The organism is Rhizobium sp. 05L429, assembly GCF_056397645.1.
On sequence record NZ_JBFTNV010000067.1, the window covers coordinates 1 to 3,720 of the forward strand.

3 protein-coding genes and 2 pseudogenes are annotated in these 3,720 nt (G+C 59.9%); 2 read left to right on the forward strand and 3 right to left on the reverse strand.

The window, feature by feature from the left end; translation table 11 throughout:
• Positions 1–323 precede the first annotated feature (323 nt).
• The 3 genes and pseudogenes from AC1DNW_RS35220 to AC1DNW_RS35230 all read right to left on the reverse strand — a co-directional run.
• Positions 324–419, reverse strand: a pseudogene (locus AC1DNW_RS35220) (aldehyde dehydrogenase family protein); the annotation flags it as partial.
• Positions 418–703, reverse strand: a pseudogene (locus AC1DNW_RS35225) (PIN domain-containing protein); the annotation flags it as partial. The pseudogenes AC1DNW_RS35220 and AC1DNW_RS35225, both read right to left, overlap by 2 nt.
• Entirely contained in the window at positions 700–957 is a 258-nt protein-coding gene (locus AC1DNW_RS35230) for a FitA-like ribbon-helix-helix domain-containing protein (RefSeq protein ID WP_477855763.1), read from the reverse strand. The pseudogene AC1DNW_RS35225 and the gene AC1DNW_RS35230, both read right to left, overlap by 4 nt.
• A 233-nt stretch (positions 958–1,190) precedes the next feature.
• Between AC1DNW_RS35230 and AC1DNW_RS35235 the strand changes: the two genes are divergently transcribed.
• Both AC1DNW_RS35235 and AC1DNW_RS35240 read left to right on the forward strand, forming a co-directional pair.
• The gene (locus tag AC1DNW_RS35235) at positions 1,191–2,369 is read left to right on the forward strand and encodes an acyl-CoA dehydrogenase family protein (RefSeq protein WP_477855761.1); all 1,179 of its coding nucleotides are present in this window, start codon (positions 1,191–1,193) and stop codon (positions 2,367–2,369) included.
• Between the two features lie 11 nt (positions 2,370–2,380).
• On the forward strand, positions 2,381–3,720 hold a 1,340-nt coding region (locus AC1DNW_RS35240; RefSeq protein ID WP_477855762.1), incomplete at its 3' end, for an LLM class flavin-dependent oxidoreductase.

A 3,720-nucleotide genomic window follows, 5' to 3' on the forward strand; every position in this document is an offset into this window, starting at 1 on the left:
AGCAGCCTTGCTTGGCTCCGGCGTCGTTTCGATGATTGGAATATAGGCGTTTCAATCGGTTAAAAACAGCGACAATCCGTCAGTCCACCTATGCAAGGAATGCATTGGTCATCGCTTTTCGACGGAAAGAGCCTGTTTTTTGAGCTCGGCGCAATCTGGCATTCTGGTCGTGCAGCGTCGCAGGATGCCGAGCCCGGCCAGCTGACAGCCTTCGAACTGCCCGTCCGTCGCGGGCCGTTCATCCGGCGTTCCGCAATGTCGTATCCCGCCGCCCTGGTCGTGATCCCCACCATGCCGTATTCCAAACGTTCGGCGACACGATGGGCATTACTGAACTTGGAAAGAAGGGCCCCTTCGACGGCGCGGTCGAGATCGGCGTCATCGAACACGATGAAAGGGGCATTCCCGGCAAGCTCCACGTGCCATCAGTTCCCAGTAAAACTGCGAAGTCGCCAGATTAAAGGACAGGATGCGCCCGGAAAAATGAGGCAGCACTTCGCCCTCGAGGCGGTCGCGGAGGATTGTTTGCCGTTTCCCAGTGGGCAAGAACTGATCCCGAAACGAAGTTCAGCAATCGTTATTGCGGAAATAAACAGCGTTTCGATGACCTGGGCGTCCAACCAAGCGACCACTACCTCATCGGGAACTGATTTCCCCGGACGGATATGCGGACGGATATAATGTTGGTGTCCAGCAAGATCATTCTAAGGTCATCGGTCCCGCAGGTGTCTTATCACGACTTTTCTGCAGGGCTTCAACGTCGCTGTCGGAAAGCTCAGCGTCGCGACCAATAGCCGCCAGTAAACAGCCGAGCTTCACACGGTCAGGGGGACGAACAGCGGCCTCAATAATGTCACCGATCTCGGCCTCGGTGCTTCTGCCCTGATGAGCCGCCCGCGCCCGCAGAGTACGATAGCGAGGACGATACCGTCTCCGTTCAGGCCTCGTCGCCTTGATTGGATTCGAGCCAAATTACCTGGGAAACCACCAGATTGTTAAAATGCGACGCCCGCCGCATCGGTAGATGCCACGCCCTCGGTAAGCATCAAAAAGTGATGCCCTGCCCGAGCGCACGAAGAATTTCTTTCCTCCACATCAAATTCATATGCCTGGACTTGCTTTGCGCATCGGTCGACCGTCCGTGCCACGACGCTGCCGGAATTCCCGGCGCCGGTAAGCGCGGAGGTGATATGTCGTTCGAATTTGACGTTGAAGATCCGCTCCTGGCAAGGGCTGCCGAGTTGCGAAAGGCGTTCCATCAGGATGCGGTCGAGCGGGACAAGCAAGGCGGCAGCCCCCTCGATCAGATCAGGCTCCTGAAGGAAAGTGGCCTGGCTTCCGCTCAAATCGCAAAGGCATATGGCGGACAGGGGGCTTCCTGGATGACAACCCTTCGCATCGTCAGGGAATTTGCCAAAACCGACGGGTCGCTCGCGCATCTCTTCGGTTACCATCATCTGCCGCTGAACCTCATCCTCTTTCGCGGTTCGGATGCTCAAAAGGACAGGTGGCTGGGCGGATCAGCCGCGGGCAACTGGATCTGGAGCAATTCCGGCAATGCTATGTCGAAGACTTCGACAGGTGAGAAGACGGAAGGCGGCTGGACGATCAACGGCAGCCGGCCCTTTTCCTCGGGCTCGCACATTGCGGACTATATCCAGATATCCTGGGAAAATTCGTCGGGCGAACGCCTCACAGCAGCGGTCCCCGCCGATCGCGAAGGCATCGTAATTGCGGATGACTGGGACGGTATCGGGCAACGGCAGACCGGCAGCGGCACCGTCCATTTCCGCGGCCTCCACATCGGCGACGATGAGGTCATCAGCGCCCCTTCCGTGCCACTGACGCCTTACGCGTCCCTCACCTCGCTTCTTCAGCAGAGCGTCCTTCTCAACGTGTTCGTCGGCAGCGCCCAGGGCATTCTGGAGGAGGGCCGGGACTACACGGTAACGTCATCCCGACCGTGGATCTATTCCGGCGTGGAACGGCATATCGACGATCCCTGGATCAAACGCCAGTATGGCGAGCTCTATATTCGCACCCTTGCGGCCGCTGAACTTGCCGACAAGGCTGCGCGCAGCCTTGATGCGGCTTATGCCCAAGGACCATCCTTGAGCCATAACGATCGTGGTGCCGCCGCCATCGATATCGCCACGGCCAACCTTTATGCGGGCGAGGTCGGCCTCGCCGTTTCGAGCGAGGTCTTCGAGGTGATTGGCGCGCGATCCGCCACGCAGGCTAACGGCTTCGACCGTTTCTGGCGAAATGTCCGCACTCACACACTGCACAATCCCGCCGAATACAAGAAGCGCACGGTCGGCACTTTTCTGCTGACCGGCGAGTTCCCCGTGCCGGCCATCTACCGCTGAAAGGATATTCCATGGCGAGACGCAAGGACCAGATCAAGCTCGGCGCCTTCCTGCTCTTCACCGGCCACCATGTCGCTGCCTGGCGCCATCCGCAGGCCTCGGTCGGCACGGAATTTGAAAACTATCTCGAACTGGCTCGTCTTGCCGAGGCCGCGAAGTTCGATGCGATCTTCTTTGCCGATGGCGTGGCGGCACGGTTGAAGGACGTGGAAGCGGCAAGCCGCAAGGCTCATAGCGGCATTTATCCCTTCGAACCGATCACGCTTCTTTCGGCTCTTTCCTCTGTCACCCGCAATATCGGCCTGATTGCCACCGCCTCGACGAGCTTTTCCGATCCGTTCAATCTCGCACGGCAGTTTGCGTCCCTTGACCGGTTGAGCGGCGGGCGGGCCGGCTGGAACCTCGTCACCTCCTCCGATCCGGACGCCGCCTATAATTTCGGGCATGATGCGCAGATCCTGCATGGCGACCGTTACGAGCGCGCCGAGGAATTCGCCGATGTCGTGCTCGGCCTCTGGGACAGTTTTGAAGACGACACCTTCATCCGCGACAGGCAGTCGGGACGCTATTTCGATCCTCAAAAGCTGCACCGGCTCGATCATAGCGGCAAGCACTTCAAGGTGCGCGGCCCCCTCAACATCCCGCGCTCGCCGCAAGGGCGGCCAGTCCTGATTCAGGCGGGCGCCTCCGAGCCCGGCAAGGAGCTTGCTGCGCGTACCGMAGAAGCCATATTCGCCGCCCAGATCACCCTCGAGGAAGCGGTGGCTTTCTACGCTGATGTCAAAGGCCGGCTTGCCAAATTCGGCCGTTCGCATGACGATCTGAAGATCTTGCCCGGCATTTTCCCTGTCGTCGGCAGGACTGAATCCGAAGCGAAGGAAAAGTTCGCATCCCTGCAGGCGCTCATTCAGCCCGAAGTCGGACTGAACCTGATCTCCCAGCTTTCCGGCGTCGACCTTTCGGCCTATCCGCTCGATGGGCCGGTGCCCGACAATCCACCGGCGACCAATGCGGGCAAGAGCCGCCAGGCTCTCGTGCTCGATCTTGCCCGACGCGAAAATCTGACCATCCGCCAGCTCTATCTGCGTATCGCCGGCGCCCGCGGCCACTGGCAGGTGGTCGGCACGCCGGTCCAGATCGCCGATGTGCTCGAAGAGCGTTTCGAAAACTATGGGGCCGACGGCTTCAATATCATGGCGCCGCTGATGCCGGGCGGGCTTGCCGACTTCATCGAGCTCGTCGTTCCGGAGCTGCGCCGCCGTGGCCTCTTCCGAACGGAATACGAAGGCGCGACGCTGCGCGAGAATTTCGGCCTCAATCGCCCGGCCAAACGCTTCGCAGATGCCGGCAG